A 24,226-nucleotide genomic window follows, 5' to 3' on the forward strand; every position below is an offset into this window, starting at 1 on the left:
CCCGGCGCTAGTCGGCCTCGAGGAGGTCGAGGCGGTCGGCCAGGTACCGGCGCAGCGGCATCAGTCCCTGCTCGCCCAGACCGGGCGCCCAGCGCACGAGCACCTCGGAGCCGCGCAGGGCCAGCGGCTCCTGGCCCGACTCGAGCGCTGCGGCGTCCAGTGCGAGGCGCCGCCAGCCGTAGTTGACGATCTCGCCCTCCTGGAACGGACCGTCGAAGGCGGCGCGCCGGATCTCGCGGCGCGCCTCCTGCGACTCGGACTGGTTGTTGGCGTGCAGCGGAGCGACGGCACGAGTGACCGATCCCGTCGCGAGGAGCTCGCCCTCGCGTCCGAGGAGCACCACGCCGAGGCGCCACGCGCGGGTCACCGGCGCCATCACCGGCTTGCGGCGGAAGCCGAGGATCGCGCGCGGCGTCCGCAGCTCGGCGACGGCCTGGTCGGCGATGCCGCGGGCGTCGAGCTCTGCGGAGACCTCGCGCAGGAGCGCGGCCAGATCGGCGGCGGCCTGCTCGGCCCCGGGTGCTGCGGGCATCGCTCCTCCTCGGCTCGTCCCGCCAGCCTACGGGCGCGGTGTGCACCGGCCACCCCGCTCCGCACCGCTAGCATCGCCTGACGACACCGAGGAGGACGAGCGATGCGCGTCATCATGATGGGCCCGCCCGGCGTGGGCAAGGGCACCCAGGCGGCCGTGCTGTCGCGCGAGCTGGGGGTGCCGGCGATCTCCACCGGCGATCTGTTCCGCGCGCACGTCGCCGACGGCACCGACCTCGGACGGCGTCTGCGGGCGCTCGTGGAGGCCGGCGAGTACGTGCCGGACGAGCTGACGAACGCCCTGGTCGCCGAGCGCATCGCCGAGGAGGACGCCCGGGACGGGTTCATCCTCGACGGCTACCCGCGCACGCTCGCCCAGGTGGACGCGCTGGCGGAGCTCCTCGAGGAGCGGGGTACACCGCTCTCGTGCGTCGTGCTGCTGACGGCCGACGTGGACGTGGTCGTCGAACGGCTGCACGTGCGGGCGCAGGAGCAGGACCGCGCCGACGACGACCCCGAGGTGGTGCGGAACCGGATCGAGGTCTACGAGCGCGAGACGGCTCCTCTGGCGGAGGTCTACGACGAGCGCGAGCTCCTGGTGCGGATCGACGGCTCCGCCTCGCAGGACGAGGTCGCCGCGAGGATCATCGCGGCGTGCCGGCCCGAGTGAGCCGACCCGCCGCGACGCGGGGTCAGATCGCCGAGGCGAGGACCTCGTCGAGCTTGGCCGAGGCCTCCTCGTCGGTGCCCTTCAGGGCGAGCGAGAGCTCCGACACGAGGATCTGACGCGCCTTGAGGAGCATCCGCTTCTCGCCGGCCGAGACGCCGCCCGCCTGCTCGCGGCGCCACAGGTCGCGGACGACCTCGCTGACGCGGTACACGCTGCCGCTGGCCATCTTCTCCTGGTTGGCCTTGAAGCGGCGGGACCAGTTGCTGGCCTCCTCCGCGACGTCGCTGCGCAGGACGTCGTAGACCGCCTGGACTCCGGCGTCGTCGATGATCTCGCGGACGCCGACGAGCTCGGCGTTCTCGACGGGGAGGGTGATGGTGAGCTCGCTGGTGTGCACGTTCATCGTCATGAACGTCTTCTCGACGCCCTTGACCGAGCGCTTCTCGAGCCCGGTGATCGTCACCGCTCCGTGGTGCGGGTAGACCAGGGTCTCGCCGACCTCGAATGTCATCATGTCGTGCCTTTCGTCGTGGGGCGTGGTGGGAGTGAGGAGTCCAGGGGGCGCAGCGGCGCAGCGGCGAGCCAGGCCGGGAGCAGCGCGACGAGGTGCTCGACCAGCTCCTCGTCGGTGCCGTCGAGGGAGCCGGCGAGCCAGGCGCCGACCACGGAGAGGACGCCGCCGGCCGCGAAGACCGCGGTGAGCTCGGGGTCGACCGCTGCGGGGACGTCGACCCGGGCGAGCACCTCGCGGTGCAGGGCGAGCGCCGTGTCGAGCACGGCGTCGTCGGAGGCGACCCGGGCGGAGGCCCGCGCGCGGAGCCGGGCATGGAAGGCGTGGCGGTCGACCAGCCGCTCGACGAGCCGCGAGTAGCCGCGCTGCAGGGCGTCGGCTCCGGAGCGGTCGGCGGGATCGCCCTCGGCGACGTCGGCGACCACGAGGTCCTGGCGGAGCAGCGCGGAGGCGACTCCCGCCGCGTCGTCGAAGTGGGCGTAGAACGAGCTGCGGCTGATCCCGGCCTCGCGCACGATGTCGCTCACCGCGATGCCCTCGGCCCTCTCGCCGTCGCTCTGCATGACGAGCCGCTCGACCGCGTCGAACACGCGGCGGCGGGTGCGCCGGGCTCGCGGATCGGCGGAGCCGAGCGCCGAGGGGGACTCCGCCGCGGGCACGGAGGCGAGGCGGGCGGGAGTCATCGACGTCAGTCTACCACTTCCCGGACAGGTGTACGGGAAGAGCGTCAGGCGCCGGTGCGAACCTGGTCGAGGCCGGCGATGCGGTCGATCGCGGCCTGCTCGCTCGGCGAGACCCGGCCGAGATACCGGCCCAGGAACACGAACAGCAGGCGGTTCGCCGTGATCGCGGGCCACCACGGGCGCCGGAGGCCTAGGAGCCTCCGCACCTCGGGGCTGAGCGAGGCGACCGCGCCGGCGAACAGCAGCGGGTAGACCACGCCCGCCTCGCCCGGCAGCCGGATGTCGCGGAGGAACCCGACCGCCTCGTGCACGCGTGCGTCGGGCTTGCGCTCGCCCGCGAATCCGGCGAGCTGCGCGCGGAGCTCCGCGACGCTCTCGGGCGGATCCTGCACTCCGAGCAGCCGGCCGGAGGCGGCCCACTCGCGCACGTAAGCGTCGGGGCCGCCGGGGATCCGTCCGCCCCAGATCTCGTGGGCGCCGAGGAACGCGTCGGTGAAGGCGTCGTGCACCCAGAGCAGCAGGCGGGGGTCCTGCGCCGAGTAGGAGCGCTCACGCCCGCCGGCGTCCTCGTAGGAGCCGACGATCCGCTCGTGCACGCCGGTCACCCAGCGCGCCGCTCCGCTCGCCGCGGCGGTGTCGCCGAAGCTGGTGGTCAGGACCCAGCGGACCGTGTTGTCGAGGCGGCCCATCGGGTCCTCGCGGTAGCGGGAGTGGTCGTGCACACCGGCCATCGCTCCGGCATGGAGGGTCTGCATGAGCAGAGCCCGCACTCCGGCGATCATCGTGGGCAGGCCGCCGTTGACCGCCCAGACCGCGCTGCCCGGTCCGAAGAGCCCGGCGTCGTCGCCCTTCTCGAGGGCGACGATCCAGTCGGCGCGGGGGCGGGGGCGGCGGCGTCTCATCCGCTCAGTGTGCGCTCGGATCCTGGGCCGCGGCTGGCCGTTCTGTCACCCTTCGTGGGGCCGTGGTCACTCGGCCAGCAGTTCGCGGACGTCGTCGGCCGACAGCGCCCGGGCGAAGAGCTCGCCCTCGTCGAGCACCGCCGTGCTGAGGCGGCCCTTGCGCTCCTGGAGGCGCACGATCTTCTCCTCGATCGTGTCCGTCGCCACCAGCCGGTACACGTTCACCCGCCGCTCCTGGCCGATGCGGTGCGCGCGGTCGACGGCCTGCGCCTCGGCCGCCGGGTTCCACCACGGGTCGAGGATGAAGACGTGGTCGGCCTCGGTGAGGGTGAGCCCGGTGCCGCCCGCCTTCAGGCTGATCAGGAAGACGGGCGCGGCTCCCGAGCGGAACTCCTCGATCACTCCCGCGCGGTCCCGCGTGGAGCCGTCGAGCTGCACGAACGGGATGCCGCGCCGACGCAGCCGCTCCCCCGCCCGCTCCAGGTACGAGGTGAAGGTGCTGAAGACGAGGGCCCGACGGCCTTCCGCGATCACGTCGTCGAGCTGCTCGACGAGCACGTCGAGCTTCGCGGACGGGACGTGCCGGTAGGCCGGGTCGACCAGGGACGCGTCGAGCGCGAGCAGGCGCAGGAGGGTGAGCGATCGGAACACCGTGAAGCGCTGCCGGTCGAGGTCGTCGACCAGGCCCAGGAGCTTCCGCCGCTCGCGCTGGAGGTAGCCGTCGTAGAGCACCCTGTGGGCGGGCGTCAGCGCGACCTCGATCGTCTGCTCCTGCTTCTCGGGGAGCTCCGGCGCCACCGCCTCCTTGGTGCGGCGGAGCAGGAACGGACGCAGTCGCCGGCGCAGTCTCTCGAGGCGGCGGCGCGCGCCCTCGGTGTGGCTGACGGTCCGTCCCTCGGACAGATCGGGCGAACCGATGCCGACGGGCGCCTCCGCGTGCAGGATCGGCCGGGTGTACTCCTCGCGGAAGCGGCGCAGCGGCGGCAGGAGCCCGGGCGCCACCAGGGCGAGGACCGCCCAGAGCTCGTCGAGCGAGTTCTCCAGCGGTGTGCCGGTGAGCGCGAGCGTGACGGGCGCGCCGACCCCGCGGGCGGCCCGGTGCGTCTGTGAGGCGGGGTTCTTGACGAACTGGGCCTCGTCGAGGATCAGCGCCGACCACGTCCTCGACGCCCAGCGCTCGCCGCCGAGGCGCAGGACCGCGTAGCTGGTGAGGACCACGTCCGCGTCGCCCGGGATCGCGTCGAGCGCGCCCTCCCGCGAGCTCGCGACGACGTGGACGCGCAGGGCGGGCGCGAAGCGCTCGGCCTCCGAGCGCCAGCCCGGCACGACCGAGGTGGGGGCGACCACGAGGAACGGCGCGCGGCGGATCCCGGCGCGGCCCGCCTCCTCGACCGCGTCGAGCATCATGGCCAGCGCCTGCAGGGTCTTGCCGAGGCCCATGTCGTCGGCCAGGATCCCGCCGAGCCCGTGACGGAGGCGGTGGACGAGCCAGGCGTAGCCCGCCCGCTGGTACGGGCGCAGCCGGGCGGTCAGTCCCTCCGGCGGCTCCACGTCCTCCGGCGACCCGGCGGCCAGCGCGGAGTCGAGCACGGCGCGCCACGCGTCGGAGGGGACGCTCTCGTCGGCGAGCTCCTCCAGCTCGTTCCACAGCCCGGTCTGGTGCCGGCCGAGCCGCGGTCCCGTCTCCCACTCCACGAGCTCGTCCGCCCGGGTCAGCAGCTCCCGGAGCCGGTCGAGGCCGGGGTGCGCGAGCGAGAGGTAGGAGTGGTCGACCAGGCGGATGCGGTCGCCGCCCGCGGCCAGAGCGCGGAAGAGGGGCAGGAACGGCACGGTCGCGTCGCCGATGGTCACGACGACGCCGAGGTCGAACCAGTCGGCGCTCTCGGTGTCGACCGCGGTGATGGTGAGCGTGAGCGGTCCGGTCAGCAGGCGGTAGTCCGGGGCCGCGCCCTCGCGCTCGATCCGGACCCCGCCGATCCCCTCCAGCTGCGGGAGCTGCTCCACCACGAACACCGCCGCCTCGGCCCCGCGCAGGACCGCACTCGTCCCCGGCTCCGGCACGAGAGCGGACCCGGCCTCGCCGAGCACCGAGCGCACCCGGCGGAGCACCGCGCGCTCGAGAGCGGCGTCGGCCGTGCCGTCGAGCTCGCCCGCGCGATCGGCCGAGCGGCGCCAGTGCCAGCCCACGCTGACGGCGCGCCGCGGCTCGAACGAGACCGTGCAGACCAGGCGCGGGGGCTCCGGATCGTCCAGGACGAGGTCGACGCCCTCCTCGCGCACCGCGACGCGGCCGCGGAGGGCGGGGAGGTGCTCGCCGACGAACTCGGGCACGTCCTCCGCCGGGACCTCCGTCTCCTCGGGGTGGTCGAGGAGCCGCAGCTCCTCGTCGTCGAAGGGCAGGGACGCGGGCGCGAGCAGGAGCGAGGACGGATCGCCGCCCTCGACCGCGTAGACGCCGTGCCGGGCGACCGGACGCGCCGACTCGGGTGCGTGCTCCGCGCCGTCGATCCGCAGGACGGGCCGCAGCCGCAGGCCTCCCGCCTCCGCCGAGACCGTCACCGCCACATGGGCGGGACCGGCGAGGCGGACCGCGCCCTTCTCCGGGGCGAGCAGCGGGATCCCGACGGCCTGCGCCTGCTCGAGCAGCCGCCAGAGCAGCGGGCTCTCGTAGTCGTCGAGATGGATCCAGTCGGGGTCCTGCCCCAGGTGGACGGTGCGCGTGGCGCGGTGCAGGGCCGCGAACTCGGCGAACCAGCGCTGGTGAGCGGGGTCGAGCGAGAGCCGGTGGGTCTGGAAGTTCAGCGACTTCCAGGTGAGGGTGGTGCGGTTCCAGGCGCCCCCGCGCCCGCGGACGACGGGGCGGGTGGCCAGACGGTGGTCGCGGCGCTCGGCGGCGTCGTAGGTCTTCGCCGTGACGCGCTCGCTCGCCGGCGCCCGCCAGGGATCGTCGGCCCGGCGCACCAGCCGGCGCAGCTCGAACTGCAGCCCGATCGGAGTGAGGACGGGCGGCGACTCGGCCTCGGCGGGTCCGCTGAGCTCGCCGACGCGGGCGCGCCAGGAGGAAGGGGTCGACTCGGGAGGCACCGCCCCATGCTGCCACGCGCCGCCGACACCCCCGCCCGCACCGCGTGACGGGCAGAATCGGAGGATGACCAGCAGCGACTCCCCCGCGCCCACCGTCCTCACCCTCGGCAGCGAGAGCCTGCGCCTCGCCCTGACGCCCGCCGGGGCCGAGATGACGTCCCTCCGCGACGACGAGGGCCGCGAGTACCTGTGGCAGGCCGGCCTGGAGTGGCGCCGGCACGCTCCCGTCCTGTTCCCGATCATCGGGCGCCTCCCCGGCGACACGCTGCACCACGACGGCGCGGACCACCGGATGGGGCAGCACGGCTTCGCGCGGGACCGGGTCTTCGAGCTCGCGGGCGTCTCGGCGGACGAGGCGGTGTTCCGGCTCCGGAGCGACGACGCCACGCGCGCGGTGTTCCCCTTCGACTGGACGCTCCTCATCGCCTACGCCGTGACCGGCGCCTCGCTCCGGATCACCCAGACCGTCGAGAACAGGGGTCCCTCTCCGCTGGGCTTCTCGCTCGGCAACCACCCGGCCTTCGCGCTGCCGCTGCCCGAGGGCCGCGGCGAGCACCGCATCCGCTTCGCGCAGCCCGAGCCGGAGGGGTACCGCCGCGCTCCGGAGAACCTGCTGCTCGAGGCGCGCCACCCGGCGCCGCTCGAGGACGGGGTCCTGACAGTGGACGACGCGCACTTCGAGGAGGGCGTGATGATCTTCGACGAGCCGCGCCGGCGGACCCTCCGGCTCGAGGCCGACGGCGCCGCCCGCGCGATCGTCGTCGACACCGGGGACTTCGACGTGGTCGGCGTGTGGAAGCCCGTCGGGGCCCCGTTCGTCTGCCTCGAGCCGTGGCGGAGCGTCCCGACCCCCGAGGGCTGGGACGGCGACATCGTCGACAAGCCGCGCCAGGTCGTCCTCGAGCCGGGCGGCCGACGGTCGCTGTCCTACAGCATCGCGCTGAGCTGAACGTCCGCGCGCTGGATCTGCGCGTCGAGCAGCTCGAAGCGGCGGATGATCAGCCCCTCGCGGGTGGCCCAGGGGCAGATCACCAGCGTCTCGATGCCGAGGGCGTCCATGGCCGCCTCCGCGACGAGAGCGCCCGCGAGCAGCTGCGGAGCCCGCAGAGCGGAGACGCCGGGCAGCGCTGAGCGATCGGCCGCGCCGATCGCGGCGAGGCGGGCGGACCACAGCCGGAGGTCGACCAGGTGCAGCTCGCGGCGCACCAGCGGACCGGCGGCGCTCGGAGCGGCGCCGGTGATCCGCGCCAGAGACCGGAAGGTCTTCGACGTGCCTGCGACCAGGTCGGGGCGCCCCAGGGCGAGGAAGCCGCGGACGGGCTCCGCGAGCACCTCGCGGGCGTGACGCCGGGCGGCCTTCACGCTCGTGGCCGAGGCGGGATCGCCGACCAGCAGGTCCCGCGTCACCCGCCCCGCTCCGAGCGGGACCGACACGGCGAGCTCGGGCACCTCGTCCACGCCCATCGAGAGCTCGAACGAGCCGCCGCCGATGTCGAGGTCCAGGATCGAGCCCGCGCCCCAGCCGAACCAGCGGCGCACGGCGAGGAAGGTGGCCGACGCCTCGGCCTCGCCGCCGAGCTCCTGGAGGTGCACGCCCGTCTCGGCGCGGACCCGGTCGAGGACCGCCGCGCCGTTGCCGGCCTCGCGGATCGCCGAGGTCGCGAACGCCAGCAGGTCCTCCGCGCGGTGCTCGCGGGCGACCTCGGCGGCCTCGGTCACGAACGCGATCAGCTCGCGCTGGCCACGCTCGGTGATCTCCCCCGCCTCATCGAGGTGCGCCACGAGAGCGAGGCTCCGCTTGTGCGAGCGGTAGGGCACCGGGCGGGCGCCGGGGTGCGCGTCGACGAGGAGCAGGTGGACCGTGTTGGAGCCGATGTCGAGCACGCCGAGTCGCATGGGTCCACGGTATCCGCCCGCGGAGGCGCGTCCCGCCACGCGGGCCGCCGGGGAACGCCGGAGGGCCCGGCCGCTCGCGCGACCGGGCCCTCCGGAGGGTGCTGGACTCAGTGGTCCCAGTTCTCGGCCCTGTCGGCCGAGCTGGACGAGCCGACGATGTGCACCCGCATGTCGTTCGTCGTGCCGGCGCGCCCGGGGGGCGATCCGGAGACGACGACCACGGTCTCGCCCGCCTGGGCGAGGCCCTCGCGGAGCAGCACCGCGTCCACCTGCGCGAACATCGCGTCGGTGTGGTTGACGCGCGGCGTGACGAAGGACTGGACGCCCCAGTTCAGCGCCATGCGGCGGCGGACGGCCGGCTCGGGGGTGAAGCCGATGATCGGGATGCCGTGGCGCAGGCGCGTCATGCGGCGGACCGAGTCGCCCGACTCCGTGAACACGCAGAGGAACTTCGCCTCGACGAACTCCGCGACCTCGGCGGCGGCCAGCGTGACGGATCCGCCCTGGGTGCGGGGCTTGCTCCCCAGCGGGGGGATGCGCTCCAGGCCGTGCTCCTCGGTGGACTCGACGATGCGGGCCATGGTCTGCACGGTGACGACGGGCCAGGCTCCGACGCTGGTCTCGCCCGAGAGCATGACCGCGTCCGCGCCGTCGAGGATGGCGTTCGCGACGTCCGAGGCCTCGGCCCGCGTGGGGCGGGGGCTCTCGATCATCGACTCGAGCATCTGGGTCGCGACGATGACCGGCTTCGCCCAGCGGCGGGCGAGCTCGACGGCGTGCTTCTGCACGATCGGCACCGCCTCGAGGGGCAGCTCGACGCCGAGGTCGCCGCGGGCGACCATGATGCCGTCGAAGACGTCGATGATCTCCTGCAGGTTGTCGACCGCCTGAGGCTTCTCGATCTTGGCGATGACGGGAGCCTTGCGGCCCTCCTCCGCCATGATCTCGTGCACGCGCTCGATGTCGCTGGCGTTGCGCACGAAGGAGAGGGCGATGATGTCGGCGCCGAGGCGGATCGCCCAGCGGAGGTCGTCCTCGTCCTTCTGGGAGAGGGCGGGGACGTTGACCGCGACACCGGGCAGGTTGATGCCCTTGTTGTTCGAGACGTTGCCGGGGACGACGACCTCGGTGACGACCCGGGGGCCCTCGACGGCGGTGACGCGGACAGCGACCTTGCCGTCGTCGATGAGGAGCATGTCGCCCGGGTTCACGTCGTCCGGGAGGCCCTTGAACGTGGTGCCCGAGAGCTCGCGCGTGCCGAGGACGTCCTCGGTGGTGATGGTGAAGACGTCGCCCTCGGCGAGGGCGTACGGGCCGCCCTCGAACTTGCCGAGGCGGATCTTCGGACCCTGCAGGTCGACGAGGATCGCGACCGCGCGCCCGGCGTCGTCCGCGGCCTTCCGCACGATGCGGTAGATGCCTTCGTGGACGTCGTAGCTTCCGTGACTGAGGTTCATGCGGGCCACGTCCACGCCGGCGTCGATGATCGCACGAATGGTCTCGTACGACGACGTTGCCGGGCCGAGGGTGGCGACGATTTTCGCTCGTCTCATTGAGGGGGTGCTCCGTTGTTCTGCGCCCGGAGGCGCGTCGTTAGCGGGGAGGGTGAGCTGATTGCTGGCGGGCCGAGACTATCGCGTCCCGGGGACTAGAGCGTGAAGCCCCGGTCGTTGGGGCCGACCGGCGCCGGCAGCTGGGTCGTGCCCTCGAGGTAGCGGTCGACCTCGGCCGCGACGGAGCGGCCCTCCGCGATCGCCCAGACGATCAGGGACTGGCCGCGCCCGGCGTCGCCGGCCACGAAGACGCCGGGGACGGTGGTCTCGAAGGCGTCGCCGCGCGCGACGTTGCCGCGCTCGGTGAAGGGGACGTCGAGCTGGCGGCCGAGGTGGTCCGCCTCCGGGCCGGTGAAGCCGAGGGCGAGCAGGACCAGGTCGGCCGGGATCTCGCGCTCGGTGCCCGCCTTGGGGACGCGGCGTCCGTCGAGGTACTCGGTCTCGGCCACGCGCACCGCGCGGACCTCGCCGCCCTCGTTCGCGAGGAACTCCACGGTCGACGCGAGGAACATCCGCTCCCCGCCCTCCTCGTGGGCGCTCGAGACCTCGAACACGGTCGGGTCCATCGGCCAGGGCTGGCTGTCCGGGCGCTGCGACGGCGGCTGCTGCCCGATCGCCAGGTTCGTGACCGACGCGGCCTTCTGGCGGTGGGCGGTGCCGATGCAGTCCGCTCCGGTGTCGCCTCCGCCCAGGACGACGACGTGCTTGCCCTCGGCCGAGATCTGCTCGAAGACGCGGTCGCCCGCGATCGCGCGGTTCGACTGCACGAGGTACTCCATGGCGAAGTGCACGCCGTCGAGGTCGCGCCCCGGGATCGGCAGGTCGCGCGGCACGAGAGCGCCGGTGGCGACCACGACCGCGTCGTAGCGCGCCCGCAGGTCGTCCCAGGTGATGTCGGAGCCGATGTCGACGCCCGCGCGGAACCGGGTGCCCTCGGCCTTCATCTGGTTCAGGCGGAGCTCGAGGTGCTTCTTCTCCATCTTGAAGTCCGGGATCCCGTAGCGCAGGAGGCCGCCGATGCGGTCGTCGCGCTCGTAGACCGCGACGGTGTGCCCGGCGCGGGTGAGCTGCTGAGCTGCGGCGAGCCCCGCCGGGCCGGAGCCGACGACCGCGACGGTCTTGCCGGTCAGGCGCTCCGGCGGGTGCGGCTGCACCCAGTCGTTGCCGAAGGCCTGATCGATGATCGAGACCTCGATCTGCTTGATCGTGACGGCGGGCTGATTGATGCCGAGCACGCAGGACGACTCGCACGGCGCCGGGCAGAGCCGGCCCGTGAACTCCGGGAAGTTGTTCGTCGCGTGCAGGCGCTCGATCGCCTGGCGGCCCTCGCCGCGCCACATCAGGTCGTTCCACTCGGGGATCAGGTTCCCCAGCGGGCAGCCCTTGTGGCAGAACGGGATGCCGCAGTCCATGCAGCGGCCCGCCTGCCGGCGCAGCACGGCGGAGTCGCCCTGCTCGTAGACCTCTTTCCAGTCCATCAGGCGGACGGACACGGGACGCCGCTTGGGCAGCTCCCGGTCCTGCACCTTCAGGAACCCCTTGGGATCAGCCACCGGTCACCTCCAGAATCCGTCCCCAGACGACGTCGCCGTCGGGGTCGAGCCCCTCCTCCACAGCGGATGCGCGCGTCGCGAGCACCGCGGCGAAGTCGCGGGGCAGTACCTTGACGAAACGCGAGACCGTTCCGTCGAAATCGTCGAGCATCCCCTGTGCCAGGGTCGACTCGGTCTCCGCGACGTGCCGCTCGAGCAGGTCGCGCAGGATCTCCACGTCGGCGCTGCCGAGCGCGGAGAGGGTCAGCTCGCCGGAGGCGATCGCGTCGCGGTTCACGAGCTCGCGGCGCAGGCCGTGGATGTAGGCCGTGCCGCCCGACATGCCGGCGCCGAGGTTCCGCCCGGTCTCGCCGAGGATCACCGCCAGGCCGCCGGTCATGTACTCGAGCGCGTGGTCGCCCACTCCCTCGACCACCGCGGTGGCGCCGGAGTTGCGAACCAGGAAGCGCTCGCCGACCATCCCGCGGATGAACATCGTGCCCTGGGTCGCCCCGTAGCCGATCACATTGCCCGCGATCACGTTCGTCGAGGCGTCGAAGGTGCTGCGGCGGTCCGGCCGCACCACGATCTGACCGCCCGAGAGGCCCTTGCCGACGTAGTCGTTGGAGTCGCCCTCGAGCCGCAGCGTGATGCCGGCGGGGAGGAACGCTCCGAGCGACTGCCCGGCCGAGCCGCGGAGCGACACGACGATGGAGTCGGCCGGCAGGCCGTTCTCGCCGAATCGGACGGTGACCTCGTGGCCCAGCATGGTGCCGACGGCGCGCTCGGTGTTCTTGATCTCGCGCTCGATCCGCACGGTGCCGCGGTGGTCGAGCACGTTCGCCGCGAGGCGGATCAGCTCGTTGTCGAAGTGGTGCTCGAGCTCGTGCTCCTGCGCGCGGCCGTGGCGGCGCGGCTCCTCCGCCGTGAAGACCGGTCCGACGAGGATCGGCGTCAGGTCGAGCCCGCTCGCCTTCCAGTGCTCGATCGCCTGGTCGACGTCGAGCAGCTCGCGGTGGCCGACGATCTCGTCGACGCTCCGGAAGCCGAGCTGCGCGAGGTACTCGCGCACCTCCTGGGCGATGAACTCGAAGAAGTTGACGACGAACTCGGGCTTGCCGGAGAACCGCTGGCGCAGCTCCGGGTTCTGCGTCGCGACGCCCACCGGGCAGGTGTCGAGGTGGCAGACGCGCATCATGATGCAGCCCTCGACGATCAGCGGAGCCGTCGCGAAGCCGAACTCCTCGGCTCCGAGCAGCGCGCCGATGACGACGTCGCGACCGGTCTTCATCTGGCCGTCGACCTGCACGACCACGCGATCGCGCATGCCGTTGAGCATCAGCGTCTGCTGGGTCTCGGCCAGGCCGAGCTCCCAGGGCGTGCCCGCGTGCTTGAGCGAGTTCACCGGGCTCGCGCCGGTGCCGCCGTCGTGACCCGAGACGAGGATCACGTCGGCGAGGGCCTTCGCGGTGCCGGCGGCGACCGCTCCGATGCCCGACTGGCTGACCAGCTTCGCGTGGATGCGCGCCGACGGGTTCGCCCGCTTGAGGTCGAAGATCAGCTGCTTCAGGTCCTCGATCGAGTAGATGTCGTGGTGCGGCGGCGGCGAGATCAGGCCGACACCGGCGGTCGCGTGCCGGGTGCGCGCGATCCACGGGTACACCTTCGTGGGCGGGAGCTGACCCCCCTCGCCGGGCTTGGCGCCCTGGGCGAGCTTGATCTGGATGTCGTCGGCGTGGGTGAGGTACATGCTCGTGACGCCGAAGCGGCCCGAGGCGACCTGCTTGATCGCGGAGCGGCGCTCCGGGTCGAGCAGCCGCTCGGTGTCCTCGCCGCCCTCGCCCGTGTTCGACTTGGCGCCGAGTCGGTTCATCGCGATGGCGAGCGTCTCGTGCGCCTCCGGCGAGATGGAGCCGTAGCTCATCGCGCCCGTCGAGAAGCGCTTCACGATCGCCTCGACCGGCTCGACCTCGTCGATCGGGATCGGCGTGCGCCCCGCGGTGTCGAGCTTGAACATGCCGCGGAGGGTCATCAGCGAGCTCGCCTGGTCGTCGACCATCTTCGTGTACTCGCGGAAGACGTCGTAGCGGCGGTTGCGCGTCGAGTGCTGCAGGCGGAACACCGTGTCCGGGTTGAACAGGTGCGGGGCGCCGTCGCGGCGCCACTGGTACTCGCCGCCGACCGCCAGGCGCTCATGCGCGACGATCGCGCCGTCCTCGGGATAGGCGGCGCGGTGACGCGCGGCGTTCTCCTCGGCGACGACGTCGATGCCGATGCCGCCGAGCTTCGAGACGGTGCCGGTGAAGTACTGGTCGACGAACGCCTGGCTGAGGCCGACGGCCTCGAAGGTCTGCGCCCCGGCGTAGCTCGACACGGTGGAGATGCCCATCTTGGACATGATCTTCAGCACGCCCTTGCCGAGCGCCTTGATCACGTTCTTCACGGCCTTCTCCGGCGAGACGTCCGACAGCATGCCGCTGCGGACGAGGTCCTCGCAGGTCTCCATCGCCAGGTACGGGTTGACCGCGGAGGCGCCGTAGCCGATGAGCGTCGCCACGTGGTGCACCTCGCGGACGTCGCCCGCCTCGACCACGAGCCCCACTCGCATCCGGTTCTCGGTGCGGATGAGGTGGTGGTGCACGGCGGCGAGCATCAGCAGCGAGGGGATCGGCGCGAAGTCCTTGGTGGAGTCGCGGTCCGAGAGCACCAGGAACTGCGCTCCCGCGGCGATGGCCTCGTCGGCCTCATCGCACATCTCGTCGATGCGGTCCTGCATCGCGCGGGGTCCCGCGTCGACGCGGTAGAGGCCGCGGATCGTCGTGGTGATGTGGCTCAGCGGGCGCGGCGCGATGTGCTGGATCTTCGCGAGCTCGTCGTTGTCGATGACCGGGAAGTCGAGGACGACCTGGCGCGCGTGCTCGGCACCGGCGGTCAGCAGGTTGCGCTCGGGGCCGAGGCCCAGGCGGAGCGAGGTCACGACCTCCTCGCGGATCGAGTCCAGCGGCGGGTTCGTCACCTGCGCGAAGGCCTGCGTGAAGTAGTCGAAGAGCAGGCGGGGGCGCTTGGACAGGACGGCCACGGGGGTGTCCGAGCCCATCGCTCCGAGCGGCTCCGCACCGGCGCGCGCCATCGGCAGCAGGAGGAGGCGGACCTCCTCCTCGGTGTAGCCGAAGGTGCGCTGGCGGCGGTTGACCGAGGCGGGCGTGTGCACGATGTGCTCGCGCTCGGGGAGGTCCTTGAGGTTGATGCGGCCCTTCTCGAGCCACTCCTCGAACGGACCGGAGGCGGCGAGCTGCCCCTTGATCTCCTCGTCCTCGACGATGCGGCCCTGCTCGGTGTCGACCAGGAACATGCGGCCGGGCTGCAGGCGTCCCTTGCGGACCACCTTCGCGGGGTCGATGTCGAGCACGCCGATCTCGCTGGCGAGCACCACGAGCCCGTCGTCGGTGACGACGTAGCGGCCGGGGCGGAGCCCGTTGCGGTCGAGAGTGGCGCCGACGAGCTCGCCGTCGGTGAAGACGATCGCGGCCGGGCCGTCCCACGGCTCCATGAGCATCGAGTGGTACTCGTAGAACGCGCGGCGCTTCGGGTCGAGCGCGCCGTCCTGGTTCTCCCAGGCCTCCGGCACCATCATCATGACCGCGTGCGGGAGCGACCGGCCGGCCAGGTTGAGCAGCTCGACGGTCTCGTCGAACGAGGCGGAGTCGCTGCGGCCGGGCGAGACGATCGGGAACAGCGGGGCCAGGTCGCCCAGCTCGCGGCTCTTCAGCTGCGACTGGCGTGCGCGCATCCAGTTGCGGTTGCCCTGCACCGTGTTGATCTCGCCGTTGTGCGCGATCATCCGGAACGGCTGAGCGAGCGGCCACGACGGGAAGGTGTTGGTGGAGTACCGGGAGTGCACCAGCGCGAGCTTCGACGCGAAGCGCTCGTCGGACAGGTCCGGGTAGAACGGCTCCAGCTGGAGCGTCGTCACCATGCCCTTGTAGACGAGCGTCCGGCTCGAGAGCGACATGAAGTAGACCTCGAGCTCCCGCTCGACGCGCTTGCGCAGGCGGAAGGTCAGGCGGTCGAGGCGCACGGAGGAGAGGGGCGTGCCGCTCTCGTCGGTCAGCTCGCTCCGGATGAACAGCTGCTCGATCGCCGGCATGGCGGCCCGGGCGAGCGTGCCGATCTCGTCGGGCTGCACGGGCACGGAGCGCCAGCCGACCACGGCGAGGTTCTCCTCGCGGGCGATGTCGGCGATCGTCGACTTGACCCGCTCGCGCTCGAACACGTCCACCGGGAGGAAGGCGTTGCCCACCGCGTACTGGCCCAGCGGCGGGAGCTCGAAGGGAGCGACCGCGCGGAGGAACTCGTCCGGGATCTGCGTGATGATCCCCGCGCCGTCGCCCGTTCCCGCGTCGGAGCCGACGGCGCCGCGGTGCTCGAGGTTGCGCAGCGCGTTCAGCGCGGCGTCGATGATGTCGTGGCCGGCGGTGCCGCGCATGGTGGCGACCATCGCGAGACCGCACGCGTCCTTCTCGGCGGCCGGGTCGTACATCCCCTGTGCCGGCGGCATGCCCAGGAAGGGCACGGCGCGGGCCGGGGTCGAGGGCTGGGCGGAGGCCATGGGAACCGTCCTCACGGGGGTGATGGCTGATCGGGACGTCGCTGGCCCGCGGTGGTGGAGGAGGAGCGGCTCCCCGATCGGGAGGGCCGCAGGGTTCTGCCGTGGCGCGAGCGTCGCGCGCCGCCGGCGGTGCCTGCACGACGACCCGCCCGCGGCAGCGCTCGTGGCTGCGCCGCGATGGGGCGGTCGTGGAGGTGTCGGGCACCCGGGAGGCGGTCGCGGAGGCTCCGCGACCTCCGTCAGGTGCGGGAGACCGTCGGCTTCTCGGCGTCGGTGCCGGAAGCAGGGGTGGTGGTGTCGTCGGAGTCGGACTCGACGTCCTCGAATTCTACCGCAGCCGGGGCGGGCGTCCACTCGCGACCCGGCCGGTAGGCCGAGGGCTCGGCGCCCGGGTGCTCGCGCTTCTGGATCACCACGAGGACCAGGCCGATGACCACGGCGATGAGCGCGGCCCAGACGTTGGTGCGGATGCCCCAGAAGAACTCGCTCGGGTCGATCCGGATGGACTCGAACCAGACGCGGCCGATCCCGTACCAGATCAGGTAGGCGGTGAAGACGGTGCCCCACTGCAGCTTGAGACGGCGCTCGAGCAGGAGGATGACCGCGATGCCGACGACGTTCCAGAGGATCTCGTAGAGGAAGGTCGGGTGGAAGAGCGTGCCCGCCGGGAGGCCGACGGGGAAGGCCGGGTTGGTGGTCTCGATCTCGAGGCCCCAGGGCAGGGTCGTGGGCAGGCCGAAGAGCTCGTGGTTGAACCAGTTGCCCAGACGCCCGAGCGCCTGCGCGGCGAGCATGCCGGGGGCGAGGGCGTCGGCGAAGGTCCAGAACCGCACTCCTGTCCAGCGGCAGCCGATGAACGCGCCGACCGCGCCTCCGATCAGCCCGCCGAAGATGGCGTTGCCGCCGTTCCAGATGCGGACGACCTCCCACGGGTCGGCGCCGTCGTAGAAGTAGTCGCCGGGGTGGGTGAGCACGTGGTAGGCGCGGGCGCCGACGATGCCGAGCGGCACGGCCCAGATGATGATGTCGAGCACGACCCACGGCTCCGCGCCGCGGCGCTTGAGGCGCTGATTCGTCATGATCGTCGCCACGATGATCCCCGCGAGGATGCAGAGCGCGTAGGTGTGGATCGCGAGCGTGAAGGTGCCGATCGTGAGGTCGTACTGACTCCACGCGTCGGGGGGGCTCGGAATGCTCAGCGGTACGGACACCGGTACTCGACCTTTCGAAGGAGGGGGTCCCCCGGGCACGGCTCGGCCGCGCCCCGGTGGGCATCCCGATTGTAGCGGGAGGGTGTCAGCGCGCGGAGCGCAGGCGGGTGCCCTCGGCGAGGCCGCGGGAGGTCTCGGCGACCGCGTCGACCCCGCCGGACGCCAGCGCCCGCACCAGGGCGGATCCGACGATGGCGCCGTCCGCGTAGGCGAGGATCTCGGCGACCTGCTCGCCGGTCGAGATGCCCAGGCCGACGCACGCGCTCTCGGAGCCGGCGGCGCGGAGGCGGTCGACCAGGGTGCGGGCCGCGGAGTCGACATCGGTGCGCGCGCCGGTGATGCCCATCGTCGAGACCGCGTAGACGAATCCACGGCTCGAGTCGACGGCCTGGCGCAGGCGCGTGTCCGTCGAGGACGGTGCCGCGAGGAACACGCGGTCGAGTCCGAGCCGCTCGGAGACGGCGAGCCACTCGGCGCCCTCGTCCGGGATCAGGTCGGGCGTGATGAGGCCGGACCCGCCGGCCTCGGCCAGATCGGTGGCGAAGCGCTCGACCCCGTACTGCAGGACGGGGTTGTAGTAGGTCATCACCAGGACCGGCACGTCGACGCGCGCCCGGATCTCGCGGACGGCCTCGAAGCCGTGGCGGAGGCGGAAGCCGCCCGCGATGGCGGCCTGGGTCGCCTCCTGGATGACGGGTCCGTCCATCACCGGATCGGAGTAGGGCAGACCGAGCTCGATCGCGTCGACGCCGTTCTCGGCCATGGCCACGGCGGCGTCGATGCTGGTCGGCAGGTCGGGGAAGCCGACGGGGAGGTAGCCGATCAGGGCGCCCGCCGCCTCCTCGTTCCGGCGCCGGACGGTCTCGGCGACGCTCGGTCCGCGGCCGCTCACGACTGCACCGCGCCCTGGTCCATGAGGCCGAAGTAGTGCGCAGCGGTCGTCATGTCCTTGTCGCCGCGGCCCGAGAGGTTGACCAGGATGGTGGCCTCGGGGCCGAGCTCGCGCCCGAGCTCCAGCGTGCCGGCCAGCGCGTGCGCGGACTCGATCGCCGGGATGATCCCCTCGGTGCGGCTGAGCAGCATGAGCGCGTCCATCGCGGCCGAGTCGGTGACCGCGCGGTAATCGGCGCGGCCGATGCTCGAGAGCCACGCGTGCTCCGGGCCGATGCCCGGGTAGTCGAGGCCGGCCGAGATCGAGTGCGACTCGACGGTCTGGCCGTCCTCGTCCTGGAGGAGGAAGCTGCGGGCGCCGTGCAGGACGCCGGGGCGGCCCTTGCTGATGGTCGCCGCGTGGCGGGGGGTCTCGATCCCGTCGCCGCCGGCCTCGAAGCCGACGAGGCGGACCTCGGGGTCATCGAGGAAGGCGTGGAAGATCCCCATCGCGTTGGAGCCGCCGCCGACGCAGGCGGTGACCGCGGTGGGCAGCGAGCCGGTGAGCTCGAGGACCTGCTCGCGCGCCTCCTCGCCGATGATCTTCTGGAAGTCCCGGACGAGGGCCGGGAACGGGTGCGGGCCGGCGACGGTGCCGAAGATGTAGTTCGTGGTGCCCACGTTCGTCACCCAGTCGCGCATCGCGTCGTTGATCGCGTCCTTGAGGGTGCGCGAGCCGGTCGTCACGGGGATCACCTCGGCGCCGAGCAGGCGCATGCGGGCGACGTTGAGGGCCTGGCGCTCGGTGTCGACCTCGCCCATGTAGACCACGCAGTCGAGGCCGAACAGGGCGGCGGCCGTGGCGGTCGCGACGCCGTGCTGGCCCGCTCCCGTCTCGGCGATGACGCGGGTCTTGCCGATCCGCTTGGTGAGCAGCGCCTGGCCCAGCACGTTGTTGATCTTGTGCGAGCCGGTGTGGTTGAGGTCCTCGCGCTTGAGGATGATCCGCGCACCGCCGGCGTGCTCGGCGAACCGCGGCACCTCGGTGATGATCGACGGACGACCGGTGTAGCTGCGGTGCAGCTCCATCAGTTCTGCCGCGAACGCGGGATCGACCTTCGTGCGCTCGTACTCGGCGCTCAGCTCGTCGAGGGCCTCGACGAGGGACTCGGGGACGTAGCGTCCGCCGAACTCGCCGAAGTAGGGGCCGAGTTCATCCCGGAGTGCCATGGGGGTACCGCCTATCGGTGTGGTCAGTGCGCCAGGAAGCCGGCGAGGGTGGAGACGGGGTCGCCGCCGGTGACGAGAGCCTCGCCCACGAGGACGACGTCGGCTCCGGAGCCGCGGTAGTGCGCGACGTCGTCGGCGGTGAGGACGGCCGACTCGGCCACCTTCACCGCATCGTCGGGGAAGCGCTCGGAGAGGCGGCCGAAGAGGTCGCGGTCGAGCTGGAAGGTGGAGAGGTCGCGGGCGTTCACGCCGATGAGCCGCGCGCCGAGGTCGGCGGCCCGCTCGAGCTCGTCGGCCGAGTGCGTCTCGACGAGCGGGGTCATCCCCAGCTCGAGCACGAGGGCGTGCAGCTCGGCGAGCAGGGGCTGCTCGAGCGCGGCGACGATGAGGAGGACCAGGTCGGCTCCGGCCGCGCGGGCCTCGAGGACCTGGTACGGCTCGGCGACGAAGTCCTTGCGCAGGACGGGGATCGACACGCGCTCGCGGACCGCCTCGAGGTCCGCGAGGGACCCCTTGAAGCGGCGCTCCTCGGTGAGGACGCTGATCGCGCTCGCTCCCCCGAGCTCGTACTGTCCGGCCAGCTCGGCGGGGACGGGGATGTCGGCGAGGGCTCCGCGCGACGGGCTGGCGCGCTTCACCTCGGCGATGATCCTGACGCGCTCGGCGGGGGCCAGAGCGGCCAGGGCGTCGAGGGCGGGCGCCTGGGCGAGCGCGCGGCGCTCGACGGCTTCGAGCGGGGCGCTCTCGCGGCGCCGGGCCGCGTCGGCCAGGGCGCCGGCGGTGAGGTCGGCGAGCACCTAGGCGCGCGCCTTCGGGTTCGCCTTCGCGCCGTTGACGCCGTAGCCCGCCTTGGCCATGCCCATGCCCACGAGCAGACCCACCACCACCAGGCCGGCCGAGAGCCAGACCACCAGGGGCACGTCGAACCAGAACGCGATCGTGCCGATCGTGAATCCGACCAGCATGATGACGACGGCCGTCCACGCTGCGGGCGAGTGGCCGTGGTTGTCGTCGTCGTGCTCGGTGCTCATGGGTCTCCTCCTGGGGGTGCATCGGGACCAGAGCAGTCTAGCGTGAGGCGCCTGAGCGCCCGGCCCCGGACTCGCCTGCGCAGCCGCCTGAAGGAGGCGGGGATGCCGGACCGCCGGACACGACCCCGGCCGGTGTCAGCGGCCCGAGGTGGGGTCGTCGCCGCGCGAGAGCTCGTCCCACGAGACGACCGGGTCGATGTCGCCGTCGTCCGTCTGCACGGTCGACGCGCCGTGGCCGTAGCCGTCGGCGGGCTCGAAGCGGGACGCGCGCTTCCGCGCCGCTCCCGGCCAGCGGCCCGAGGTCGCGAGGACGCCGATCCCGAGCAGCGCGGTGAGCACGCCGCAGACCAGGGCGACGACGGGCCAGGCCGTCGCGGAGGACGAGGCCACGAGCGCCGCGACGGACTGCTCCCCCGCGATGGCGGTCGCCTCGGTGACGAGCGAAGCGCCGGCGCGCACGGGGTCGCCCAGTGCCGTCGCGGCCGCGAGCACCACCGAGGCGCCGAGGACGGCCTGGAGCACACCAAGCACGATCCGGAAGACGGGGCCGGCGATGGCGAGGGCCGCGGCGAGGGCGAGGCCCGCGAGCGCCAGGGCGGAGAGCGCGGGCGCGGCGACGGTCCCGGCCACGTCGATCCGCTGGCCCTCCCCCTCGATCGCGGCCAGGGTCAGCGTGGACCAGGTCTGAGTGGAGGAGGTCAGCTCGAGCGCGGCGAGGAGCACGACCCCGAGGATCGCCGTGTACTTCAGCCGCCGTCCGCTCATGCTCACTCCGCCGGGCCGAGGCCGGTGAACGGCACGAGGGGGTCGACGTCGAAGCAGGCGTGCTCGCCCGTGTGGCAGGCTGCGCCGATCTGCTCGACCTGGACCAGCAGAGTGTCGGCGTCGCAGTCGAGGGCGGCACCCCGCACGTACTGCGCGTGCCCGGACGTGTCGCCCTTGCGCCAGTACTCCTGGCGCGAGCGCGACCAGAAGGTGACGCGGCCCTCGGTGAGGGTCCGCCGGAGCGCCTCGCGGTCCATCCAGCCCATCATGAGCACCTCGCGGGTGTCGTGCTGCTGGATGATCGCGGGCAGGAGCCCGGTCGGATCGAAGGCGGCGCGGTCCAGGACGGCGTCGAGCTCGGCGGGGGTCATCGGATCTCGATCCCGGAGGCGGCGAGCGCGCGCTTGACGTCGCCGATCGTCAGCTCGCGGTTGTGGAAGACGGAGGCGGCGAGCACGGCGTCGGCTCCCGCGTCGACGGCCGGAGCGAAGTGCTCGACGGCGCCGGCGCCTCCGGAGGCGATGACCGGCACGGAGCTCAGCTCGCGCATCGCGGCGATCAGCTCGAGGTCGAAGCCCTGCTTGGTGCCGTCGGCGTCGATGGAGTTGACCAGGAGCTCCCCGGCGCCGCGCTCGACGGCCTCGGCCGCCCAGGCCAGGGCGTCGAGCTCGGTCTCGCGGCGTCCGCCGTGAGTGGTGACGACGAAGCCGGACGGCGTGGCGTCGCTCCGCTTGACGTCGAGCGAGAGCACGAGCACCTGCGCGCCGAAGACGTCGGCGATCTCGCCGAGGAGCTCGGGCCGGGCGATCGCGGCGGAGTTGACGCCCACCTTGTCGGCGCCGTGCGCGAGCAGTCGCGAGACGTCCTCGGCGCTGCGCACGCCTCCGCCGACCGTGAGCGGGATGAAGACCTGCTCGGCGGTCGCCCGCACCACGTCGTAGGTGGTCGAGCGGTCGTCGACCGTGGCGGTGACGTCGAGGAAGGTCAGCTCGTCGGCGCCCTGCTCGAAGTAGAGGCGGGCGAGCTCGACGGGGTCGCCCGCATCGCGCAGGTTCTGGAAGTTGACGCCCTTCACGACGCGGCCGGCGGCGACGTCGAGGCAGGGGATGACGCGGACGGCGAGACTCATCGGCTCCCCCTCTACAGGCGCGCGGCGTGGATGGAGGTGACCAGGATCGCGCGGGCGCCCAGGTCGTACAGGCGGTCCATCACCTGGTTCATGTCCGAGCGCGGCACCATCACGCGGACGGCCACCCACTCGGCGTCGTGCAGCGGCGAGACCGTCGGCGACTCGAAGCCCGGGGCGATCGCCGTGGCGCTCTCCAGGAGCGCGACGGGGCAGTCGTAGTCGAGCAGCACGTACTCGCGGGCGACCAGCACGCCCTGCAGGCGGCGCAGCAGCACCGGGATGCCCTCGGGCTCCCCCGCGGCGGAGACCAGGACGGCGGTCGAGTCCAGGATGACCGGCCCGAAGATCTCGAGGCCGGCCTTGCGGAGCGTGGTGCCGGTCTCGACGACATCGGCGATGACGTCGGCGACGCCGAGCTGGATCGCGGACTCGACCGCGCCGTCGAGGCGGATCAGCGTCACCTCGACGCCGTGCTCCCGGAGGAAGCGGCCCACGAGGCCCGGGTAGCTGGTCGCCACGCGGAGGCCGTCGATCTGCGCGAGCTCGTCGTAGCGGCCTGCGGGCCCGGCGAAGCGGAAGGTGGAGTTCGCGAAGCCGAGGCTCGCGATCTCGCGCGCCTCGGAGCCGGAGTCGATCAGGAGGTCGCGGCCGGTGACCCCGACGTCGAGAGCGCCGGAGCCGACGTAGGTGGCGATGTCGCGCGGGCGCAGGTAGAAGAACTCGACCCCGTTGCGCTCGTCGACGACGTGCAGCTCCTTCGGGTCGCGGCGGCCGGTGTAGCCGGCCTCCGCGAGCATCTGACCGGCGGTCTCCGAGAGGGAGCCCTTGTTGGGGACGGCGACGCGCAGGAGCGCCGGGGCGGGGGTGGTGGTCACGGGACGTCCTTCATGACTCGACGGCTGTTCAGGGGGCGGCACGGCTCCTCGGGGAGCGTGCGGGCGCGACGGCGCGGAGCGGAGGCGCACCCCGGCGAGCGGGGCGGGGCTCACAGATGCCGATAGACGTCGGCCGTCGTCAGTCCCTTGGCGAGCATGAGCACCTGCAGGTGGTAGAGCAGCTGCGAGATCTCCTCGGCGGTGCGCTCGTCGCCCTCGTACTCGGCGGCCATCCACACCTCGGCGGCCTCCTCGACGATCTTCTTGCCGATGAAGTGCACGCCGGCGTCGAGCTCGCGGACGGTGCCCGAACCCTCGGGACGGGCGGCGGCCTTCTCGCCCAGCTCAGCGAAGAGGTCGTCGAAAGTTTTCACCGGGGAAGTCTATACGGCGGCCGGGCGCGGGACGCCTCAGTGCCGGTGCAGGTGAGCGGTCGCCGTCTCGCGCAGCGACGCGATCGCGGCCTCCGGGTCGTCCGCGCCGAAGACCGCGGAGCCCGCGACGAAGGTGTCGGCTCCCGCCTCCGCTGCGATCTCGATCGTGCCGGGTGCGATCCCGCCGTCGACCTGGAGCCAGACGTCGAGCCCGGTGCGGTCCACCACGTTCCGGAGCGTGCGCAGCTTGGGCATCGTCTCCTGCATGAAGGACTGGCCCCCGAAGCCGGGCTCGACCGTCATCACGAGGACCTGGTCGAACTCGGGCAGGAGGTCGAGGTAGTCGTCCACCATCGTGCCCGGCTTGAGCGCGATCCCCGCCCGCGAGCCGATCCCGCGCAGGCGCCGCGCCAGGGCCACGGCGTCGCGCGCGGCCTCGGCGTGGAAGGTCACGGAGAAGGCGCCGGTCTCGGCGTAGTCGGGGGCCCACCGGTCGGGGTCGTCGATCATCAGGTGCAGGTCGAGCGGGCGGGGCGAGACGTCCTGGAGGCGCTGGACCATGGTCAGCCCGAAGGTGAGGTTCGGCACGAAGTGGTTGTCCATCACGTCGACGTGCACGAGGTCGGCTCCGGCGATGCGCTGCAGCTCGGCCTCGAAGTTCACGAAGTCGGCGGAGAGGATGCTGGGGTTGATCCGTGCGGGCATGCCTCCAGCCTAGATCGGAGCGTCCTCCGCGTCCGCCCGGCCGAGGACGCTCCCGCTCCGGAGGG

General features: G+C 72.7%; 22 protein-coding genes. 2 read left to right on the forward strand and 20 right to left on the reverse strand.

What is annotated here, in order from left to right:
- Window positions 1-7: 7 nt before the first annotated feature.
- On the reverse strand, window positions 8-532 hold the full coding sequence (locus C5C54_RS04985) for a hypothetical protein (protein ID WP_104232649.1): 525 nt from the start codon (window positions 530-532) through the stop codon (window positions 8-10).
- A gap of 102 nt (window positions 533-634) precedes the next feature.
- Here C5C54_RS04985 and C5C54_RS04990 point away from each other — a divergent pair, with 102 nt between their 5' ends.
- A complete protein-coding gene (locus C5C54_RS04990; RefSeq protein WP_104260728.1) occupies window positions 635-1,201 on the forward strand; it encodes an adenylate kinase in 567 nt (188 codons plus the stop codon).
- A 22-nt stretch (window positions 1,202-1,223) separates the two neighbouring features.
- Here C5C54_RS04990 and C5C54_RS04995 read toward each other — a convergent pair whose 3' ends face one another.
- The 4 genes from C5C54_RS04995 to C5C54_RS05010 all read right to left on the reverse strand — a co-directional run bounded on the left by C5C54_RS04995 (window position 1,224) and on the right by C5C54_RS05010 (window position 6,381).
- A complete protein-coding gene (locus tag C5C54_RS04995) occupies window positions 1,224-1,712 on the reverse strand; it encodes a CarD family transcriptional regulator (protein ID WP_068257183.1) in 489 nt (162 codons plus the stop codon).
- Window positions 1,712-2,395 (reverse strand): TetR/AcrR family transcriptional regulator, encoded by a 684-nt coding sequence (locus tag C5C54_RS05000; protein ID WP_104221877.1) that lies wholly within the window; start codon window positions 2,393-2,395, stop codon window positions 1,712-1,714. Before C5C54_RS05000 ends, C5C54_RS04995 begins: the two co-directional genes overlap by 1 nt.
- A gap of 44 nt (window positions 2,396-2,439) precedes the next feature.
- Window positions 2,440-3,297, reverse strand: a complete 858-nt coding sequence (locus C5C54_RS05005) for an oxygenase MpaB family protein (RefSeq protein ID WP_104287915.1) — start codon at window positions 3,295-3,297, stop codon at window positions 2,440-2,442.
- Window positions 3,298-3,363: 66 nt separating this feature from the next.
- Complete coding sequence (locus C5C54_RS05010) at window positions 3,364-6,381, reverse strand: DEAD/DEAH box helicase (RefSeq protein ID WP_104246845.1); 3,018 nt, start codon at window positions 6,379-6,381, stop codon at window positions 3,364-3,366.
- A 64-nt stretch (window positions 6,382-6,445) separates the two neighbouring features.
- On the opposite strand from C5C54_RS05010, the gene C5C54_RS05015 reads away from it, so the two are divergent.
- Window positions 6,446-7,330 (forward strand): aldose 1-epimerase family protein, encoded by an 885-nt coding sequence (locus C5C54_RS05015; protein ID WP_104287916.1) that lies wholly within the window; start codon window positions 6,446-6,448, stop codon window positions 7,328-7,330.
- Here C5C54_RS05015 and C5C54_RS05020 read toward each other — a convergent pair.
- From C5C54_RS05020 to rpe, 15 genes are all read right to left on the reverse strand, one after another.
- Window positions 7,309-8,277 (reverse strand): exopolyphosphatase, encoded by a 969-nt coding sequence (locus C5C54_RS05020; RefSeq protein WP_104246791.1) that lies wholly within the window; start codon window positions 8,275-8,277, stop codon window positions 7,309-7,311. The genes C5C54_RS05015 and C5C54_RS05020 overlap by 22 nt on opposite strands.
- Before the next feature lie 107 nt (window positions 8,278-8,384).
- Entirely contained in the window at window positions 8,385-9,830 is a 1,446-nt protein-coding gene (gene pyk / locus C5C54_RS05025; protein WP_104221869.1) for a pyruvate kinase, read from the reverse strand.
- A 95-nt stretch (window positions 9,831-9,925) separates the two neighbouring features.
- Window positions 9,926-11,383 (reverse strand): glutamate synthase subunit beta, encoded by a 1,458-nt coding sequence (locus C5C54_RS05030; RefSeq protein WP_104246790.1) that lies wholly within the window; start codon window positions 11,381-11,383, stop codon window positions 9,926-9,928.
- The gene (gene gltB / locus C5C54_RS05035) at window positions 11,376-15,971 is read right to left on the reverse strand and encodes a glutamate synthase large subunit (protein ID WP_104287917.1); all 4,596 of its coding nucleotides are present in this window, start codon (window positions 15,969-15,971) and stop codon (window positions 11,376-11,378) included. Before gltB ends, C5C54_RS05030 begins: the two co-directional genes overlap by 8 nt.
- A 239-nt stretch (window positions 15,972-16,210) precedes the next feature.
- Window positions 16,211-17,182 carry a prolipoprotein diacylglyceryl transferase gene (gene lgt, locus C5C54_RS05040; RefSeq protein ID WP_258063227.1) on the reverse strand — a complete coding sequence of 324 codons (972 nt, stop codon included), beginning with the start codon at window positions 17,180-17,182 and terminating at the stop codon, window positions 16,211-16,213.
- Between the two features lie 85 nt (window positions 17,183-17,267).
- The gene (gene trpA / locus C5C54_RS05045) at window positions 17,268-18,074 is read right to left on the reverse strand and encodes a tryptophan synthase subunit alpha (RefSeq protein ID WP_104232657.1); all 807 of its coding nucleotides are present in this window, start codon (window positions 18,072-18,074) and stop codon (window positions 17,268-17,270) included.
- Window positions 18,071-19,282: a tryptophan synthase subunit beta gene (gene trpB, locus C5C54_RS05050; protein WP_104225310.1), complete on the reverse strand. Its 1,212-nt coding sequence runs from the start codon at window positions 19,280-19,282 to the stop codon at window positions 18,071-18,073. Before trpB ends, trpA begins: the two co-directional genes overlap by 4 nt.
- Before the next feature lie 23 nt (window positions 19,283-19,305).
- Window positions 19,306-20,079: an indole-3-glycerol phosphate synthase TrpC gene (gene trpC, locus C5C54_RS05055; RefSeq protein ID WP_104221862.1), complete on the reverse strand. Its 774-nt coding sequence runs from the start codon at window positions 20,077-20,079 to the stop codon at window positions 19,306-19,308.
- Window positions 20,080-20,313, reverse strand: a complete 234-nt coding sequence (locus C5C54_RS05060) for a DUF6704 family protein (RefSeq protein ID WP_104221860.1) — start codon at window positions 20,311-20,313, stop codon at window positions 20,080-20,082.
- A 135-nt stretch (window positions 20,314-20,448) separates the two neighbouring features.
- Window positions 20,449-21,078, reverse strand: a complete 630-nt coding sequence (locus C5C54_RS05065) for a Trp biosynthesis-associated membrane protein (RefSeq protein ID WP_104287918.1) — start codon at window positions 21,076-21,078, stop codon at window positions 20,449-20,451.
- A 2-nt stretch (window positions 21,079-21,080) separates the two neighbouring features.
- On the reverse strand, window positions 21,081-21,449 hold the full coding sequence (hisI, locus tag C5C54_RS05070; protein ID WP_104221855.1) for a phosphoribosyl-AMP cyclohydrolase: 369 nt from the start codon (window positions 21,447-21,449) through the stop codon (window positions 21,081-21,083).
- Window positions 21,446-22,207 carry an imidazole glycerol phosphate synthase subunit HisF gene (gene hisF, locus C5C54_RS05075; RefSeq protein WP_104287919.1) on the reverse strand — a complete coding sequence of 254 codons (762 nt, stop codon included), beginning with the start codon at window positions 22,205-22,207 and terminating at the stop codon, window positions 21,446-21,448. The genes hisI and hisF overlap by 4 nt, the downstream gene beginning before the upstream one ends.
- Before the next feature lie 11 nt (window positions 22,208-22,218).
- Complete coding sequence (hisG, locus tag C5C54_RS05080; RefSeq protein WP_104221851.1) at window positions 22,219-23,082, reverse strand: ATP phosphoribosyltransferase; 864 nt, start codon at window positions 23,080-23,082, stop codon at window positions 22,219-22,221.
- 110 nt (window positions 23,083-23,192) lie between these two features.
- Window positions 23,193-23,456 (reverse strand): phosphoribosyl-ATP diphosphatase, encoded by a 264-nt coding sequence (locus C5C54_RS05085; protein WP_055791842.1) that lies wholly within the window; start codon window positions 23,454-23,456, stop codon window positions 23,193-23,195.
- Window positions 23,457-23,492: 36 nt separating this feature from the next.
- Window positions 23,493-24,161, reverse strand: a complete 669-nt coding sequence (gene rpe / locus C5C54_RS05090; protein WP_104287920.1) for a ribulose-phosphate 3-epimerase — start codon at window positions 24,159-24,161, stop codon at window positions 23,493-23,495.
- Between the last annotated feature and the right edge of the window lie 65 nt (window positions 24,162-24,226).

The sequence above is a fragment of the Rathayibacter sp. AY1F2 genome (assembly GCF_002930885.1).
In the GTDB taxonomy this organism is placed as follows: Bacteria; Actinomycetota; Actinomycetes; order Actinomycetales; family Microbacteriaceae; genus Rathayibacter.

Excerpts from the sequence above, each read along its gene's own strand:
- C5C54_RS04985 (WP_104232649.1), bottom strand. The coding sequence starts at position 532 with ATGCCCGCAGCACCCGGGGCCGAGCAGGCCGCCGCCGATCTGGCCGCG.
- C5C54_RS04990 (WP_104260728.1), top strand. The coding sequence starts at position 635 with ATGCGCGTCATCATGATGGGCCCGCCCGGCGTGGGCAAGGGCACCCAG.
- C5C54_RS04995 (WP_068257183.1), bottom strand. The coding sequence starts at position 1,712 with ATGACATTCGAGGTCGGCGAGACCCTGGTCTACCCGCACCACGGAGCG.
- C5C54_RS05000 (WP_104221877.1), bottom strand. The coding sequence starts at position 2,395 with ATGACTCCCGCCCGCCTCGCCTCCGTGCCCGCGGCGGAGTCCCCCTCG.
- C5C54_RS05005 (WP_104287915.1), bottom strand. The coding sequence starts at position 3,297 with ATGAGACGCCGCCGCCCCCGCCCCCGCGCCGACTGGATCGTCGCCCTC.
- C5C54_RS05015 (WP_104287916.1), top strand. The coding sequence starts at position 6,446 with ATGACCAGCAGCGACTCCCCCGCGCCCACCGTCCTCACCCTCGGCAGC.
- C5C54_RS05020 (WP_104246791.1), bottom strand. The coding sequence starts at position 8,277 with ATGCGACTCGGCGTGCTCGACATCGGCTCCAACACGGTCCACCTGCTC.
- pyk (WP_104221869.1), bottom strand. The coding sequence starts at position 9,830 with ATGAGACGAGCGAAAATCGTCGCCACCCTCGGCCCGGCAACGTCGTCG.
- gltB (WP_104287917.1), bottom strand. The coding sequence starts at position 15,971 with ATGGCCTCCGCCCAGCCCTCGACCCCGGCCCGCGCCGTGCCCTTCCTG.
- trpB (WP_104225310.1), bottom strand. The coding sequence starts at position 19,282 with ATGGCACTCCGGGATGAACTCGGCCCCTACTTCGGCGAGTTCGGCGGA.
- C5C54_RS05060 (WP_104221860.1), bottom strand. The coding sequence starts at position 20,313 with ATGAGCACCGAGCACGACGACGACAACCACGGCCACTCGCCCGCAGCG.
- C5C54_RS05065 (WP_104287918.1), bottom strand. The coding sequence starts at position 21,078 with ATGAGCGGACGGCGGCTGAAGTACACGGCGATCCTCGGGGTCGTGCTC.
- hisI (WP_104221855.1), bottom strand. The coding sequence starts at position 21,449 with ATGACCCCCGCCGAGCTCGACGCCGTCCTGGACCGCGCCGCCTTCGAT.
- hisF (WP_104287919.1), bottom strand. The coding sequence starts at position 22,207 with ATGAGTCTCGCCGTCCGCGTCATCCCCTGCCTCGACGTCGCCGCCGGC.
- rpe (WP_104287920.1), bottom strand. The coding sequence starts at position 24,161 with ATGCCCGCACGGATCAACCCCAGCATCCTCTCCGCCGACTTCGTGAAC.